Annotated in this window: 15 protein-coding genes; 4 read left to right on the forward strand and 11 right to left on the reverse strand. The window is 69.6% G+C overall.

Features of this window, described 5'->3' with window-relative positions; translation table 11 throughout:
- Positions 1 to 52: 52 nt before the first annotated feature.
- Both ACZYRU_RS16455 and ACZYRU_RS16460 read left to right on the forward strand, forming a co-directional pair.
- On the forward strand, positions 53 to 1,993 hold the full coding sequence (locus tag ACZYRU_RS16455; RefSeq protein WP_488958179.1) for a TIGR03960 family B12-binding radical SAM protein: 1,941 nt from the start codon (positions 53 to 55) through the stop codon (positions 1,991 to 1,993).
- 1 nt (position 1,994) lies between these two features.
- Positions 1,995 to 2,450 (forward strand): SRPBCC family protein, encoded by a 456-nt coding sequence (locus ACZYRU_RS16460; protein WP_488958180.1) that lies wholly within the window; start codon positions 1,995 to 1,997, stop codon positions 2,448 to 2,450.
- Here the strand turns inward: ACZYRU_RS16460 and ACZYRU_RS16465 are convergent.
- Genes ACZYRU_RS16465 through ACZYRU_RS16475 form a run of 3 tightly spaced genes read right to left on the reverse strand, consistent with a single transcriptional unit; the run spans position 2,419 to position 4,610 of the window.
- Entirely contained in the window at positions 2,419 to 3,207 is a 789-nt protein-coding gene (locus ACZYRU_RS16465) for a septum formation family protein (RefSeq protein WP_488958181.1), read from the reverse strand. The two genes, ACZYRU_RS16460 and ACZYRU_RS16465, sit on opposite strands and share 32 nt — an antisense overlap.
- Entirely contained in the window at positions 3,204 to 3,881 is a 678-nt protein-coding gene (locus tag ACZYRU_RS16470) for a hypothetical protein (protein ID WP_488958182.1), read from the reverse strand. Before ACZYRU_RS16470 ends, ACZYRU_RS16465 begins: the two co-directional genes overlap by 4 nt.
- An 18-nt stretch (positions 3,882 to 3,899) precedes the next feature.
- Positions 3,900 to 4,610: a DUF4190 domain-containing protein gene (locus ACZYRU_RS16475; protein WP_488958183.1), complete on the reverse strand. Its 711-nt coding sequence runs from the start codon at positions 4,608 to 4,610 to the stop codon at positions 3,900 to 3,902.
- A gap of 140 nt (positions 4,611 to 4,750) precedes the next feature.
- Here ACZYRU_RS16475 and lhgO point away from each other — a divergent pair, with 140 nt between their 5' ends.
- Positions 4,751 to 5,953: an L-2-hydroxyglutarate oxidase gene (gene lhgO / locus ACZYRU_RS16480; RefSeq protein WP_488958184.1), complete on the forward strand. Its 1,203-nt coding sequence runs from the start codon at positions 4,751 to 4,753 to the stop codon at positions 5,951 to 5,953.
- 9 nt (positions 5,954 to 5,962) lie between these two features.
- Here lhgO and ACZYRU_RS16485 read toward each other — a convergent pair whose 3' ends face one another.
- Positions 5,963 to 6,994 carry a lysylphosphatidylglycerol synthase domain-containing protein gene (locus ACZYRU_RS16485; protein ID WP_488958185.1) on the reverse strand — a complete coding sequence of 344 codons (1,032 nt, stop codon included), beginning with the start codon at positions 6,992 to 6,994 and terminating at the stop codon, positions 5,963 to 5,965.
- Positions 6,995 to 7,125: 131 nt separating this feature from the next.
- On the opposite strand from ACZYRU_RS16485, the gene ACZYRU_RS16490 reads away from it, so the two are divergent.
- Complete coding sequence (locus ACZYRU_RS16490; protein ID WP_488958186.1) at positions 7,126 to 8,085, forward strand: Gfo/Idh/MocA family protein; 960 nt, start codon at positions 7,126 to 7,128, stop codon at positions 8,083 to 8,085.
- Here ACZYRU_RS16490 and ACZYRU_RS16495 read toward each other — a convergent pair whose 3' ends face one another.
- The 7 genes from ACZYRU_RS16495 to ACZYRU_RS16525 all read right to left on the reverse strand — a co-directional run bounded on the left by ACZYRU_RS16495 (position 8,086) and on the right by ACZYRU_RS16525 (position 15,378).
- Positions 8,086 to 8,517, reverse strand: a complete 432-nt coding sequence (locus ACZYRU_RS16495; RefSeq protein ID WP_488958187.1) for an acyltransferase — start codon at positions 8,515 to 8,517, stop codon at positions 8,086 to 8,088.
- A gap of 4 nt (positions 8,518 to 8,521) precedes the next feature.
- Entirely contained in the window at positions 8,522 to 9,442 is a 921-nt protein-coding gene (locus ACZYRU_RS16500) for an NAD-dependent epimerase/dehydratase family protein (protein WP_488958188.1), read from the reverse strand.
- Between the two features lie 76 nt (positions 9,443 to 9,518).
- Positions 9,519 to 10,712: a glycosyltransferase family 4 protein gene (locus ACZYRU_RS16505; protein ID WP_488958189.1), complete on the reverse strand. Its 1,194-nt coding sequence runs from the start codon at positions 10,710 to 10,712 to the stop codon at positions 9,519 to 9,521.
- 114 nt (positions 10,713 to 10,826) lie between these two features.
- Positions 10,827 to 11,930, reverse strand: coding sequence for a DegT/DnrJ/EryC1/StrS family aminotransferase (locus ACZYRU_RS16510; protein WP_488958190.1), 1,104 nt, complete (start codon positions 11,928 to 11,930; stop codon positions 10,827 to 10,829).
- Between the two features lie 32 nt (positions 11,931 to 11,962).
- Positions 11,963 to 12,655, reverse strand: coding sequence for a hypothetical protein (locus tag ACZYRU_RS16515; RefSeq protein ID WP_488958191.1), 693 nt, complete (start codon positions 12,653 to 12,655; stop codon positions 11,963 to 11,965).
- 19 nt (positions 12,656 to 12,674) lie between these two features.
- Positions 12,675 to 13,820: a DegT/DnrJ/EryC1/StrS family aminotransferase gene (locus tag ACZYRU_RS16520; protein ID WP_488958192.1), complete on the reverse strand. Its 1,146-nt coding sequence runs from the start codon at positions 13,818 to 13,820 to the stop codon at positions 12,675 to 12,677.
- An 82-nt stretch (positions 13,821 to 13,902) separates the two neighbouring features.
- Positions 13,903 to 15,378: a hypothetical protein gene (locus ACZYRU_RS16525; protein ID WP_488958193.1), complete on the reverse strand. Its 1,476-nt coding sequence runs from the start codon at positions 15,376 to 15,378 to the stop codon at positions 13,903 to 13,905.
- Positions 15,379 to 15,445: the final 67 nt, after the last annotated feature.

Consider the following 15,445-nt stretch of genomic DNA (forward strand, 5'->3'; position numbering starts at 1 on the left):
GGGGCCAGTGACGATGCCGCTCGTGCCCGCGTGCCCTCGTAGAATCGGGGGCATGTCCGTCGAGTCCGTCTTCCCCCGGCTGGAACCCCACCTGCTCTCGGTCTCCAAGCCGATCCAGTACGTCGGCGGCGAGCTCAACATGGTCTCGAAGGACTGGGACGCCGCCGAGGTGCGCTGGGTGCTCATGTACCCCGACGCCTACGAGGTCGGCCTGCCCAACCAGGGCGTCCAGATCCTCTACGAGGTGCTCAACGAGCGGGAGTGGATCCTCGCCGAGCGCACCTACGCCGTGTGGCCCGACATGGAGAAGGTGCTGCGCGAGCAGCAGATCCCGCAGTTCACCGTCGACAACCACCGCCCGGTCGGTGCCTTCGACCTGTTCGGTGTGAGCTTCTCCACCGAGCTCGGCTACACCAACCTGCTCACCGCGCTCGACCTGGCCGGCATCCCGCTGCACGCCGTCGACCGCGACGAGTCGCACCCGGTCGTCGTCGCTGGTGGCCACGCCGCGTTCAACCCCGAGCCGATCGCCGACTTCGTCGACGCCGCCGTCCTCGGTGACGGCGAGGAGGTCGTGCTCAAGATCTCCGAGGTCGTGCGCGAGTGGAAGGGTGAGGGCCGTCCCGGTGGCCGCACCGAGCTGCTGCGCCGCCTCGCCGTGTCCGGCACGGTCTACGTGCCGCAGTTCTACGACGTGTCGTACGACGACAGCGGCGCCATCGCGGCCGTCGTACCCAACCACCCGGAGGCTCCCGACCGGGTCCGCAAGCACACGCTGATGGACCTCGACCAGTGGCCCTACCCGCGCAACCCGCTGGTGCCGCTCGCCGAGACCGTCCACGAGCGCTTCTCGGTCGAGATCTTCCGCGGCTGCACCCGTGGCTGCCGCTTCTGCCAGGCCGGCATGATCACCCGCCCGGTGCGCGAGCGCTCGATCGAGACCATCGGCGCGATGGTCGACAACGGCATCAAGAAGACCGGCTTCGAGGAGGTCGGCCTGCTCTCCCTGAGCTCCGCCGACCACACCGAGATCGGCGACGTCGCCACCGGCCTGGCCGACCGCTACGAGGGCTCGAACGTCTCGCTCTCGCTGCCCTCGACCCGGGTCGACGCCTTCAACATCACCCTCGCCAACGAGTTCTCCCGCAACGGTCGCCGCTCCGGCCTGACCTTCGCGCCCGAGGGCGGCAGCGAGCGGATGCGCAAGGTGATCAACAAGATGGTCACCGAGGACGACCTGATCCGCACCGTCGCCACGGCGTACTCCCACGGCTGGCGGCAGGTGAAGCTCTACTTCATGTGCGGCCTGCCGACGGAGACCGACGAGGACGTCCTGCAGATCGCCGAGCTCGCCAAGCGCGTGATCGCGACCGGGCGCGAGGTGTCCGGCCGCAACGACATCCGCTGCACCGTCTCCATCGGCGGCTTCGTGCCCAAGCCCCACACGCCGTTCCAGTGGGCCGCCCAGCTCGACGCCGAGACCACCGACCGACGCCTGCAGGAGCTACGCGACACCGTCCGCGCCGACCGCCGCTACGGCAAGGCGATCGGCTTCCGCTACCACGACGGGCAGCCCGGCCTGGTCGAGGGACTGCTGTCCCGCGGCGACCGCCGCGTCGGCCGGATCATCGAGCAGGTCTGGCGCGACGGCGGCCGCTTCGACGGCTGGTCCGAGCACTTCTCCTTCGACCGTTGGGCCGCGTCCGCCGCGGTCGCGCTCGAGGGCACCGGCGTCGACCTCGACTGGTACACGACCCGCGAGCGCGAGTACGACGAGGTCCTGCCCTGGGACCACCTCGACTCCGGCCTCGACAAGGACTGGCTGTGGGCCGACTGGGAGGACGCCCTCGCCGTCGGTGCCGGGGAGTCGGACGTGGAGGTCGAGGACTGCCGCTGGACGCCGTGCTACGACTGCGGCGTGTGCCCCGAGATGGGCACCGAGATCCAGGTCGGACCGACGGGGCACAAGCTGCTGCCGCTCAGCGTCGTCTGAGGTGGCCACGCAGGTCGTGGTGACCGAGGAGCGGCGGATCGCTGCGTCTCGGGCCGTCGTGTGGGAGCTCGCCACCGACCCCGCCCACCACCAGCTCCTCTCACCGAAGTGCCGCGTGGTCTCGAGCACCGGCGTTCCGGGCGAGGTCGGTGCTGAGTGCGTCGATGCCGTCCGGGTCGGGCCCTTCCGCTTCCGGCTGCGGTCCCGGGTGGTCGCGGCGACAGTGGGGGAGGAGATCACCTCCGAGAGCTGGCGCGGACGCACGCCTGCGGGCGTGCAGCGGGGCGAGTTCCTCCCCGACGGTGACGGCGTGCTGGTCCGGTGGACCGTCACCCTGCCCGACGGCGGGCTGTCGCCGCGGAAGACCGAGGCGACCTGCCGGACCGAGCTGGTCCGCTGGCTGAGCGCGGTCGAGCGCGAGGCGCTCAGCGCCGGCGGTTCCGCAGCGAGCCACTGACCTTCTTGCGGGGGTGCCCGGCCAGGCAGGTGACGTTGCGGTCACCGAGGAGGCGCCACGACTGCTCCCGCGGGAAGGTGTAGTAGACCTCGTAGCGCGACACCCCGTAGGGCTTGCCGACGAACTTCTCGAACAGCTTGATGCAGCGAGCTGCACGCCGGTCGATCGCGGCCTCCCCGGGGTAGTCGCCGTCGGGGAGCTCGATGATCCTGAAGACCTCCAGGTCGTGCTTGCGCTCGCATGGCAGGAGGGTGACGGTCTGCGTGTCGACGGTCTCGTCCGGGGCCATGCCCTGGAGGGCGTCGGAGTCGAAGCAGTCGCCGTTCTGCAGCTTCAGGATCGAGATCTCCCGCGGTTCGCCGGAGTCGCGGGCCTTGTCGGCCTCGCGCTCGAGGCTCTCGTTGGCGCTGTCGCGGATGTCCTCGAGCACGCTGGGGACCATGGCCGCCTGCAGGATCGTGGCGCCGATGCCGATCGCGAGCGTCAGCACCGCGACCCAGCGGGGCTGGAACCGGCGCCGCGCCAGGGCGACGATCGCGATGACGATGCCGACCAGGGGCAGGCACGGGACACAGAAGGCGACAGCCAGGCCGAAGCCGGTCCAGCCGAGTCCCTTGTCCGACGACGGCGGTACGGCGTAGGGCGGGGTCGCGCCGCCGTACGCGTTGAAGGACGGCAGCGGCGGGGGCGGGGGAGGCGGCGGCTCGTGGGAGCCGGGCTGGTCGACGGGGCCTCCGGGTGGGACGAGGTCGCTCACGCTGTCTCCTGACTGCCGTCACCGATCTGACCGGTGAGCTCGTCGCCGTCGACGCGCTCCACGTGGCAGAAGAAGCTGTCCCCGCTCTCGGGCTGGTCGTCGTCGAAGGCGTCCGACTCGACGCGCACGTCGTAGTCGCCGCTCTCGATGGCCGACCGGTAGCCCGGGGCCAAGCCGGGCAGGCCGCCGCAGAACCCGGCGGGCGACACCGTGCGGAACAGGTCGGCCAGGTCGTCGTCGAAGGCGCCGACCCAGATCACCTCACCCGCGTGCGGCTCGCTGCAGTGCGCCTTGATCGGGTCGTCGAGGAAGTCGAGGTCGATGCACTGACCGACCCTGGCCTCGTCCTCCCAGACCGTGCGGCTGCCCATGACCCCGGCGAAGATCACGAACCCGATGCCGGCGAGCACGGCGACCACACCCACCACGAGGCCGGTGACAGCGGCCCACCGTCCCGAGCGCCGACCCGCGCGGGTGCGCACGATGCCGGCGATGCCGAGCCCGATCCCGACCGGCGCGGCGCAGCACGTGAGCGAGCAGATGAGCGCGGCGACGGACAGGCCGTCGTACGGCACCCGGGTCCCGTACGACGACGACCCGTACGAGCCGGACGACCCGTCGTACGGGTTCGAGCCCGGCTCGTAGGAGGGGTAGCCGCCGTACGGGTTCGTCATCCGAGAGGGGCGATCAGGTCAGAGGATCGGCTTGGTGAGCTTGTCGTCGGGCTCGACGTAGCAGACCAGGTGGTCGCCGACGGACACCTTGTCGGGGTCCTCGATGACCGCGTTGATGTCCTGGATGTACGGCGTGAGCTTGGCCAGGTCGTCGGAGTCGATCGCCTTGGCGCAGTAGCCGGCCATGCTGTCCTTGACCTCGCTGAGGTTGGCGGAGGTCACCTTCGCGACCCCGACGATCTCGGCGTCGTGCGACTCGGTGCACTTCTTCTCGCGCATCAGGATGGTGCCGTCGCTGTCGTCGATGTCGACGCACTGACCGACCTTGGCCTCGGCTGGCGTGACCAGCGAGTCGACGACAAAGAACACGAAGATTCCACCGACGACCATTCCGATCGACAGGAGCAGGCCGATCACGAGCCCCGCGACGGCCAGCCCGCGGCCCTTGCGCTGCCCGCCCTTGGTGCGAGACAGGCCCACGAAGCCGAGGATCACGCCGAGCGGTGCGAGGCAGCACGTCAGGCTGGTCACCAGCGCGGCGATCGAGACGCCGTCGGTCTTGGGCGGCATCGGGTCGGAACCGCCCGGGAAGCCGCCCGGAGCGCCGTACCCACCGCCGGCACCGGAGGCGTACGGCGCGGGCGGCGGTGCCGGCTGGCCGTACGGGTTCGGGGGCTGGTTCTGGCCGTAAGGGTTCTGCGGCGGGTTCTGGCCGTAAGGGTCGCTCACGGGCGACACCCTAGGCGAACACGATGGGGTCGCACCGGGGATGTGCCGAACCCGGCCGCGTTGTGCCCGCGCGCCCCACATTAGAATCGGCGCATGCCCGAGCCGACACCTGCCGTCCGCGACACCGGAACGCGCCGGGCATGACCAGGTACGACTACGTCGTCGTGGGGGGCGGCATCGTGGGGGCCGCGACCGCGCGTGCCCTGACCGAACGCTTCCCGGGCAGGACCGTGCTGCTGCTCGACAAGGAGGACGGCTTCGGTCGTCACCAGACCGGGCACAACTCGGGCGTTATCCACTCGGGGATCTACTACACGCCGGGGAGCCTCAAGGCCGAGCTCTGCCGAGCCGGCGCCGCTGCGACCGAGCGCTTCGCCGAGGAGCACGGCGTGCCGTGGGAGCGGATCGGCAAGCTCCTGGTCGCCACCACGCCCGCGGAGGTCGCCGGCATGCGAGCGCTCGCGCAGCGAGCCGAGGTCAACAAGATCCCCGCAACACTCCTCAGCGCCGCCGAGCTGCGCGAGCGCGAGCCCCACATCGTCGGTCTCGGCGCACTGCACCTGACGTCCACGGGCATCACCGACTATCGCCGGATCAACACGAGGCTCGCTGGTCTGGTCGAGGAAGCGGGCGGCACCCTGATGACGCGCACCGCGCTCACAGGCGTGCGCGAGACGAGCAAGGAGGTGGTGCTCTCCACCACCTCCGGCGAGGTGGTGGCCGACTACGTCGTCTATTGCGCCGGGATCCAGGCCGACCGGGTCGCCGCGATGGCAGGCATCGAGGTCGACTTCGCGATGATCCCGTTCCGCGGCGAGTATTACGACGTCCGGCCCGAGCGTGCGGACCTCGCGCGCACTCTGATCTACCCGATACCCGACCCGGACCTGCCGTTCCTCGGCGTCCACCTGACGCCGACCGTCGATGGTGGCCTCAACGTCGGGCCGAACGCGGTCCTGGGCCTGGCCCGTGAGGGATATCCGAAGTTCTCCTTCGATCGGCGCGACGCCGCCGACATCGTGAAGTTCCCGGGCATCTGGCACGTCGCTCGCAACAACGTGCGCACTGGCGCGCGGGAGATGTGGAACTCGGTGTCGAAGCGCGGCTACCTCAAGCTGTGCCAGAAGTACTGCCCCGACCTGCGCCTCGAGGATCTCACCCCCCGCGAGGCCGGCATCCGGGCACAGGCCGTGATGCGTGACGGCTCGTTCGTCCACGACTTCCTGCTGCGCGAGACCCCGCGGAGCCTCCACGTCGTCAACGCGCCGTCCCCGGCCGCGACCTCCGCCCTGCCCATCGCCGGCGAGATCGTCCAGCGGGTCACACAGGCGCAGGGAGCCTGATTCCCGAACTCAGAGCTCGTCGTCCTCGATGCCGGGATCGTGGTGGATCGGGCCCCGCCGGCGTCGCTCGTAGACACCGACCGCGGCGGCAGCCGCGGCAGTCACGATGTCGGCAGCGGTGAGCATGACCCGGGACACGGCAGCCAACGCGATCGCGGTCCCGGTGCCGACATGCGGAGCCAGCGCGGTGACGATCACCAACTCCCGGACGCCCGCGCCAGAGGGCAGGATGAAGAAGAACAGGCCGGAGATCATCGCCACGGCCATCGTGCCGATGCAGGTGAGCAGCAGTCCGGCGCCGGCGCCGGCCCCGTCGGTCAGCAGCCACAGGTGGACCCCGAAGAATGCGTACGACGTCACCGCGGCCGACAGTGACAGGACGATTGCCCGGCCACGGACGGGATGGTCGCGCTGGGGGCGTCGCAGCACCTTGAACCCGATGCCGACCAGCCGGTCGAGCACACGCGGGTGCAGACAGACCAGGCCGACGGGTAGGAGCAGGTACAGCCACTGAAGTGGCGCCAAGGAGTCGTCGTTGTCGATGAGGGACGGGATGACCAGAGCACCGGACAGCAGTGCAGCGACGACGGCCACTGCGAGAGAGAACACGGTCGCAGTGAAGATCCGGGCGCGGGCGAGGCCGGCCCGGCGGCCGAGCTCCATCTGCAGCACGTAGGCCCACACGGAACCGGGGAGATACTTGCCGAGTTGTCCGACCAGGAAGATCTGTGCGCCGCGGGCGGGTCCGATCGGCTCCCCGATCTCGTCGACCAGGAACTGCCAGCTCAGCGTGGAGCACGCGATGGCGAGAGGCAGGGCGAGGAACGCCGGAAGCAGGGTCGTCCACGACATCGTGCTGATCGTGTCGCTGACCTCGGACCAGTGGGACCGGACCGTCCAGAACGCGGCTAGGACCACGGCCAGGACCATGGCGACGCGGCCCCAGTGGAAGAGGCGGCCGATGAGACTGTGCGTCGGTGCGGGTGATGTCGTCGGGGTGGCCGCGGTCGAAGTGGTCGGCGTGGCGTCGCGCGAGGACATCAGGCTCTCCGGTTCGGGGATGGATGGACACCTCATCCTGCCTCACGGACGACGCAAACCGTGGATCCCAGGCCCGCACGGCGTCTCCGGTACAGTTCCCGCGTCCTGACGTCCAGTGCTAGGTCTCCCGCATGTCTGCACCGCTCCGTGTCGCCCTCATCGGTTCCGGCTCGATGGGGCGCAACCACGCCCGCGTCATCGCCACCAGTGAGCGCACCGATCTCGCCGTGGTCGTCGACCCGCACGAGGAGACCGGACGAGCGGTCGCCGAGCAGCACGGCTCCACCTGGGTGCCCTCGCTCGACGGTCTCGGCGATGTCGACGCGGCCGTGATCGCGGCGCCGACCGAATACCACTTCGACCTCGCGCGCGACGTCATCGCGAGCGGCCTCCCGCTGCTCGTAGAAAAGCCGCTATGCCCCTCGCTCGCCCAGACGCAGGAACTCGTCGATGCCTCGGCCGCTGCCGGAACGCCGCTGATGTGCGGCCTGCTCGAGCGGTTCAACCCGGCGGTGATGGTAGCGCTGCGCATGGTGGAGGAGCCGCTCTACGTGCGAGCGACGCGGCACTCGCCTTACGCGCCCCGGATCAAGACCGGCGTCGCCTGGGACCTCCTCGTCCACGACGTCGACCTGGTCGTACGAGTCTTCGGCGGCGACCACCCTGACAAGTTCGACGTCGAGGTCGGCCAGTATCACCCGCAGTCGGTGCCCGGCGCCGAGGACATCGTCGAGGCGTCGCTGCGCTTCACCTCGGGAGGGATCGCCTCCGTCTCCGCGAGCCGGATGGGCCAGACGAAGGTCCGCACCATGGTGATCCAGGAGCTCGACCGGATGATCGAGGTCGACCTGCTGCGCCGTGGACTCACCAGCTACCGCCATGCGACCGTCGCCGAGGACGAGGGACAGAGCGGGTTCCGCCAGTTCACCGAGATGGAGATTCCCGACATCGCCGGCGTGGAGCCACTCGTGGGTCAGCTCAACCACTTCGTCGACCTGGTGGGTGGCAAGATCGACGTCGACCTTGAGCGGGACTCGATCCTGCCAGCGCACCGGGTCGTCGACCAGGTGCTGGCGCTTCGCTCGGCCTGACTAGGCCGGAGGGAACGTCGGCCGCGACGGATCGCTGAGGTCGACCGTCGCGACCACCCGCGCCGGAACCCCGGCGACGACTGTCCGCGACGGCACGTCCGCGGTGACGACGGCGCCCGCACCGACGACGGCCTCGTCGCCGATCTCCACCCCCATGTTGACGATGGCGCCCGCGCCGATGAACACACGGTCGCCGATCCGCACGGGCATGCGCTCGACCTCGGGGAACTGACGGCCGCTCACACATCGCTTTGCCGACGAGTGCGTGTAGATGTGCACGCCCGACGAGATGTCGCATCCGCGACCGATGACCAGACCGCCGGAGCCGTCGATGACGGTAAACGCACCGATCCAGGTGCCCTCACCGATCTCCGGCTCACCGACTATCCAGGCATGCTCGTTGTACGGGTTCGGGGGCAGGGACGCGCCCACGGGATCAGTCGGCCCGGATGAGGTCGGTCATCCCCTTGACCACGTCGATCGTCGGCTCGAAGCCGAGGATCTCCTTCGCCCGCGTCACGTCGGCCGCACGCCGGGCGACCAGCACGTCGCGCGGGTTGAAGATCGGCTCGACGTCGGCGCCCACGGCGTCGATCAGGATCCGGGCCAGCTCAGCGATCGAGGTGTCGATGCCGGTGCCGACGTTGACGGGCACGTTGGCCTGCTCGGACTCGAGCGCCAGCACGACCGAGCGTGCGATGTCGTGGACGTGGATGAAGTCCATCGACTGCTCGCCCTTGCCGTCGATGACGGGCGGCTCACCGTTGCGGATCCGGTTGACGAAGTGGTTGATGACCGACGTGTAGTAGGCGGTGGTCTTCTGGCCCGGGCCGTAGACGTTGAAGAAGCGCAGCGCGATCCAGGACAGGTCGCTGCGACGCTCGTAGAAGCCGAGCAGGTCCTCGCCGGCGCGCTTGGCGATGCAGTACGGCGTCAGCGGGTTGAGCACGTCGTCCTCGTGCATCGGCAGCTTCTCCGGGTCGCCGTACACGGACGCCGAGGAGCAGTAGACGAGCCGGTCCACGCCGTGATCGGCAGCAGCCGCGAACACGTTGTGGTTGCCGATCATGTTGATGTCCATCGACTCGTACGGGTCGGCCTGGCTCTTGTTGATCGACACCGCGGCGGCGTGGATGACCTTGGTGCAGCCCTTCATCGCCGCGTGTACGGCGCCGCCGTACCGAATGTCCTGGTCGATCAGCTCGACATCGTCGCCGAAGGCTGCGATCGCGTCCCGGTCGCCGCGGAACATGTTGTCGAAGATCCGGACCTTGTAGTCCTTCTCCAGCAGCATCGGGACGACGTGCAGGCCGATGAAGCCCGCGCCTCCGGTGAAGAAGACGGTCTCGGAAGTCATGTTGGTGGGGCTCCTCAGGCGCAGTTCGGGTAGGTCGGGCGGGTAGCCGACGTCGGGAAGGCTACCAACGGGGGAGTCAGACGCTGGTACGGGACGAGACGAGGTCGCCGAGGACCTCGAGGTGCTGGTCGAGCACCCGCTCGAGGGCGAAGTGCTGGTCGACGACGGTGCGTGCCTTCGCGCCGACCTCGCGGGTCGCCTCGGGGTCGTCGAGCGCGCGGATGATGCGCTCGCCGAGGCCCGTCACGTCCCCGACCTCGCACATGTAGATCTCGCGGCCGTCGACCATCGGGACGCCCGGGAAGTTGTCGATGCGACCCCACGCGACCACGGGGACGCCGGCAGCCATCGACTCGAGGGTCGCCGTGCCGAGGCCGAGGCCCTGCTCGTGCGACTCCACGCGGGCGGCGGCGAGCAGATGGGGGATGTCCGCCTTCGGCACGGCCCCGAGGGCGCGCACCGCGTGGTCGACGCCGAGCTCCTTGGCGCGCTGGAGGAAGAGGTCGTAGTAGACCCGTCCCACGACGGCGAGGACGGCGTCCGGGTGCTTGTCGAGGATCGCCGGCATGGCTTCGACGAGGCCGAGCCGGTCGCGCAGGGGAATCACGTGACCGACGGACAGGATGACGGGCGTCTCGGCATCGACGCCGATGAGCTCGCGACCGCGGACTGCGTCGCCGGCTCGCACCCAGTCCGGGTCGACCCCGACAGGGATGGCGACGAGGTCGCGGTACCCGCCGCTGTAGCGCTCCTCGATGTAGTCCTGCATGTAGCTGTCCATGACCACCAGCGACGGCTTGTTCAGGCGCAGGCGTGGGGCGACCAGGCTGGCGTCGAGGAACCGGAAGGCGTGGCGGTAGCGGGCGACCGGGTTCTCCAGGCGGGTGTGGATGCTGAGCAGGGAGGGGATCCGGCGGCGGCGGGCGTAGGCGCCGGTCGACCAGGTGAGGTCCATGAACTGGCCGTGTTGGTGGATGACGTCGGGCTTGAACTCGTCGAGGAGCGTGGCCAGCCGGCGCCGGATGCTGGGCCGGGTCGCGAACGAGAGGTCGAATGACACGGCCAGGCGGCTCTCGGGCAGCGTGACGGCCGGCAGCCGCACGATCCGGATGCCGTCGCGCACCTCCTCCGACGGGGCGTCCTGGTACGCAGCCGTCACGACGAGGACGTCGTGGCCGCGCCGGGCGTAGCCGCGGGCCAGCGCCTCGCTGAGGTGGGCGCTGCCGCCGACGCGGGGCGGGAAGAAGTTGTTCACGACGACGATGCGCACGCTCTGCTGTCTCCGATCGAGGCCGCGGTGCACGTCGGACGTTCCGGCGGCACACACGGACCAGCGCAGCATCGTAGCCGCGGTTCCGGGGGAGCCGGGAATCAGCGCAAGGGCTCAGGCACCGGCGCGCACAGTGGTGTTGACTGCGGTGACGATCCGCTCGAGCTCTCCCTTGCTCAGCGACGGGTGCACCGGCAGCGAGATGACCTCGCGGGCCGCGACCTCCGTCTGAGGCAGGTCGAGACCCGGCGCGAATTTCTCCAGCGACGCGAGGCGGTGGTTGGGGATTGGGTAGTAGACACCCGTTCCGACCTGGTGCTCCTCACGGAGCGCCGAGACGATCCGGTCACGCTCGGCACCGTCGACCCGGATTGTGTACTGGTGGTAGACGTGGGTGGCCTGTGCGGCCACCGGCGGCACCGTCACGCCCTCCAGGTGCTCGTCGAAGTACGCCGCGTTGGTCTGGCGGGTCGCCGTCCAGCCGCTGACCTTGCTGAGCTGGACCCGGCCGATCGCTGCGTGCAGGTCGGTCATCCGGGCGTTGAAGCCCACCACCTCGTTGGCGTACTGGCGCTCCATGCCCTGGTTGCGCAGCAGTCGGACCTGTCGGGCCAGGTCGTCGTTGGCCACGGAGACCATGCCGCCCTCACCCGAGGTCATGTTCTTGGTGGGGTAGAGGCTGAACATCGCGAAGTCGCCGAACGTGCCGACCGCGCGGCCCTGCCAGGTCGCGAGGTGCGCCTGCGCGGCGTCCTCGAAGAGGCGTAGGCCGTGCTCCGCAGCGACCGTACCCAGGGCGTCCATGTCGGCGGGGTGACCGTACAGGTGGACCGGCATGATCGCGGCAGTGCGGTCGGTGACGGCGGCGCGCACCGCGTCGGCGGAGAGGCAGAAGTGGTCGGGCTCGATGTCGGCGAAGACAGGGGTGGCCCCTGTCAAGGCCACGGCGTTCGCGGTCGCGGCGAACGTGAAGGACGGGACGATGACCTCGTCACCCGGCCCGATCCCGGCGGCGAGCAGACCGAGGTGGAGGCCGGACGTGCCGGAGTTCACCGCGACGCAGGTTCGCCCCTGGGTCACCTGCTCGGCGAACTCCGACTCGAAAGCCGCGACCTCCGGACCCTGGGCGATCATCCCGGAGAGGAGGACGCGGTCGACGGCTGCGCGCTCCTCCTCGCCCAGGATCGGCTTGGCGGGGGGGATGAAAGCTTCGGACATCGAAGGGCCTCTCGGTTGTTCGGGTGAGGTGCTCAGGCGTCGAGGCGCTCGAGCCAGGCGGTGATCGAGGGGAGGAGCTGGCCGGGAAGCCCGGCGGTCTCGCGGGAGCCCCCGAGCAGGACAGCAGTCAGGTGTGCGTGCTGGTCCTCGGCGACGCCGAGGCGCTGCAGTCGGTGGGTGTTGAGGCGCCGCGGACGGGCGGGAACGCCCATGCTGACGACGTACGGCGGCAGGTCGGTGGTCACCGCGGCCTGCATGCCGATCATGCTTCCGGCCGGCACGACGCGGCGTTGGTGGACGACGGCACCCAGGCCGAGGTTGGCTCCGTCCTCGACCGTGACGTGCCCGGCGGCGACCACCATCGCGGAGATGGTCACGTCGTCGCCGATCCGGCAGTCGTGGTTGACGTGGGCCTTGCTCATGAAGAAGCCGTCATTGCCGATCGACGTCTCGTGGGCCCAGCCGCCGCTGACGGTGACGTGCTCCTTGAAGACGTTGCGGGAACCGATCTGGACGGGCTGGCCGTCGATCTCTTCCTCCCACGCGGGGGTGAAGTCGTGGCCGCGGACCTCGGGGAGGCCGCCGATGCAGGCGAAGGCGGACACATAGTTGTCGTCACCGAGAACGACCGGACCCTGCAGCACGGCGTACGGACCGATGACATTGCCCGTGCCGAGCCGGACCTGCGGACCGAGGACGGCGGTCGGGTGGATCCGGTTGGTCATGCGTGCAGCTCCCGCGCACTCACGCCCGGACTCCGGCGCCGCCCACGACTTCGCGCACGACCGAGGCGACGTAGCTGACGTCGTCCTCGGTGAGGTTGGCATGCATCGGAAGAGCGAACTGCGTTCGGAACAGGCGGGCCGCGACCGGGCATTCCTGGGTCGAACCGTAGACGGGCTGGACGTGGCTGGAGTAGGTGCCGATGTTGCTGCCCACGCCGCGCTCGCGCAGGGCCATCACAACCGCGTCGCGGTCGACTCCGTCGCCGGCCGTCAGCAGGTAGGACTGCCAAGGGTGGGTGCGGTCGTCGAGGACGACCGGCAGGCTGACCTGCTCCAGGTCGCCGAGCTGCTCGGCGTACTGGTCGGCGGCCCGGCTGCGTGCGGCAACCAGGTCCGGGAGCCGGCGCAGCTGGACCCGCATGATCGCGGCCTGCACGTCGGAGAGCCGGTAGTTGTGGCCGGCCATGTCGAAGCTCGGCACGGCGAGAGCGTTGCTGCCCTCGCGGCTCACGGCTGGTGCGATGCCGTACGTGTGCAGCTTGCGAGCCAGGTCCATCCGGTCCACGTCGTCACCGACCAGCGCGCCGCCCTCGCCGCTCGTGATGCCCTTGCGGCCGTGGAAGCTGAAGGCGGCAAGGTCGGCGAGGGAGCCCGCCGGGCGGCCCTTGTACGTGGCACCAGCGCTGCACGCGGCGTCCTCGAGCAGCCACAGGCCGTGCTTGTCCGCGAGGGCGCGCAGCTCGTCGTAGTCGGCGGGCTGGCCGACCAGGTCGACGGCGATGATGCCGACCGTGCGCTCGGTGACGAGCGCTGCCGCGGCCTCGGGATCGATCGTGCCGATGTCGGCCCGGACGTCGGCGAACACAGGCGTGGCGCCGGTCCACATGACCGAGTGACCGGTGGCAGGGAAGGTGTAATCGGCGACGATCACCTCATCGCCCGGACCGGCGCCCAGGACCTGGAGAGCGAGGTGGAGGGCAGAGCCGCAGTTCGACGTCGACAGCGCGTGGCTGGTCCCGACCGTCGCGGCGAACTCCTTCTCGAAGGTGACGCATGTCGGTCCGGCGCCTGAGATCCAGCCGCTGGCAAAGACCTCACGAAGTGCTTCGATCTCCTCCTCGCCGACGGTGGGTTGGCCCAGAGCGACCTGACGAAGGTCCTGCATGTCGTACCTTTCCTGCTGACCGGGGAGTCTTCAACGTAGTGCGGACGTCATGGAGTGGTGAAACCGTGACCGCCGGCGTGTTTCACCACAAGGTGAGGCACCAGCTCAGGACGCTGATGGTCGCCAGGGCGCCGAGCACGCGGGCGAACCACGGGTGGTCCTTGAACAGGAGCAGGACGACCAGCACGAAAAGGGGAGCCAGCGAGATCGAGTACCTGGAGACGATCGGGTGGTCGATGCCGACGTTCACGGCGTTCGACAACCGCAGGAGCGGCGGATAGAGCAAGAAGCCGAGCAGGGCCGACACGCTGAGCAGACGCAGCGGGGACGTGGCCCGATGTGCCTCGGGAGCTTCAGAGGTCGAGTCGTCCGCGGGAGCAAGGTCGGCCGGCGCAGGACGGTTGCCAGAGGTGCGGACGAGGACGGTGCCGACGGCGCCCGCGGCGCCGGCCAGGAGCCCACCAATAACAGCGACCGTGACGGGTAGGGGAAGGGAGACGCCGGCGGTGCGGGCATACGCCCTGGGGAGGCTGAGCGAGGCCGGGATGAGCTCGCTGTCGTCGGACCACGGGTCGTGGAGGCTGAAGACCTCGCCCCAGACGCCGAGCAGCACCTTCGACCAGTCGGCGAGAACGTACCCGGCGTAGATCTCGTCGTTGGTCATTGTGGCCCGTGAGCTGGTCCAGAGTCCGAACACGACGATGGGGACGACGAGGATCGCGGCCAGGACGCCGGCCTGCCACCATCGCGGGATCCAGCCACCCGTGAACTCGTGGCCTCGCCGGCGCGCCACCAGTCCGATCAGGCAGGCGATCAGGAACACGCCTCCGGGCAACGACGACGTCACTGCCACGCCTGCCGCGAATGCCGTCGCGGCGGCCAGCCACCAGAAGCCGCGACCTGTCGTCATCCACCGGATCCCGGCCCCAGCGACGAGCGCCCCGCACAGCGGCGCCATCGACATCGGGTTCACCATGGTCGCGAAGACCAGGATGCCTCCTGCAGCGACGGGGGTGAGCGCTGCCGCCAGCAGGCTGCTGCCCCGCAATCCGACCAGCCGGGCCATCGCCGCGCAGGCCACGACTCCCAGCAGGGTGACCACGGCCGCGTACTGCCGGTAGGAGTCGATCTCGTACCGCGGCGAACCGAGGACGCGGTCGTGGACCTGGCGGAACAGCTCTCCGCCGAGGAAGTACGTGGGGTAGTGGATGTAGCCGGTCGTGTAGGAGCCAGAGGGGATCAGGTTGGGGCGGGACTGCTTCGAGTGGCAGCGCGCTGTCCAGTCGACGTACGCGTGACCGGTGTAGCAGGTCCAGGTGTCGACGGTCTCCTGGTTGATCTTGTCCCCGCGGAACGGGTAGTTGCCGTGGTGCACCTTGAAGGCGGTGTCGGCGTGCACGGTCTCGTCGATGGCGGAGAAGGGCTTGCCCTCGCCGGCGACCCGGTAGGTGACGATCCCCAGCATCGCGACCGCGCCGACGAGAATCGCGAGGCTCGACCACGTCCCGAGCCGGGAGGCGATGGAAGACGCTCGATGACCCGAGTGGTGGGACCTCATGGAACCGGGATCCTAGTGCGGGGATACGAGTGTGCCTGGCTCCAGGGTGGTGCCCTAGCCTGTTGAC

Source organism: Nocardioides sp. F233 (genome assembly GCF_057813895.1).